This window comes from Thalassotalea sp. SU-HH00458, assembly GCF_040362795.1.
GTDB lineage: Bacteria > Pseudomonadota > Gammaproteobacteria > Enterobacterales > Alteromonadaceae > Thalassotalea_H > Thalassotalea_H castellviae.
Map to the genome: position 1 here is coordinate 1 of NZ_BAABWW010000028.1, position 579 is coordinate 579.

General features: G+C 32.5%; 1 protein-coding gene. It reads left to right on the plus strand.

What is annotated here, in order from left to right:
• The first annotated feature begins 23 nt into the window (after nt 1-23).
• Nucleotides 24-488 carry a hypothetical protein gene (locus tag ABXH06_RS17845; protein ID WP_353519102.1) on the plus strand — a complete coding sequence of 155 codons (465 nt, stop codon included), beginning with the start codon at nt 24-26 and terminating at the stop codon, nt 486-488.
• Nucleotides 489-579 lie beyond the last annotated feature (91 nt).

Consider the following 579-nt stretch of genomic DNA (forward strand, 5'->3'; position numbering starts at 1 on the left):
GCGTTATGTAGCTATAGAGAACTATGCATTATCTGGTAAATTGGAAATCATTATTTAAAGATCTATTCATAAAGATTGTTGCTATTCTTAGCTGCATATATATAGCTTTGTCTGTCTTAGAATTGATTAAAAGTGATTATAATTTTGACGAAGCATTTAAGCATATTGAAATGTTCCACATTCCTATAATAATTGGAATTATTATTGTGGCTTCATTTTTTTGCGCCTTAGTGATTGCGTTTGTTTCTAAGATATCAGCCATCACGATTACTGATAAAGAGGTATTAGGTCGTAACTACTTTGGAATTAAAAAAGCTTTGCCCTTTATAGAAATCACTAAGGCTTATCACCAAGACGACCGTGGATTTGAAAGTATCGTGTTATATGGTGGTAGTTTTCTTAATAGTATTTACTTTCCTGTCTTTCTAGAGGAAATTGAAGCTGTTATAGAAAAACTAAGACAAGAAAACATCACTATTGAAGATTAGCTACATAACAAGAATTTAAAGCGGGACTGCTAACAGTTTGCTCGGTTTCGCTTCGCTACACATTTTAGCAAACAATTATCAGCCCCTTAAA

Excerpts from the sequence above, each read along its gene's own strand:
- ABXH06_RS17845 (WP_353519102.1), top strand. The coding sequence starts at position 24 with ATGCATTATCTGGTAAATTGGAAATCATTATTTAAAGATCTATTCATA.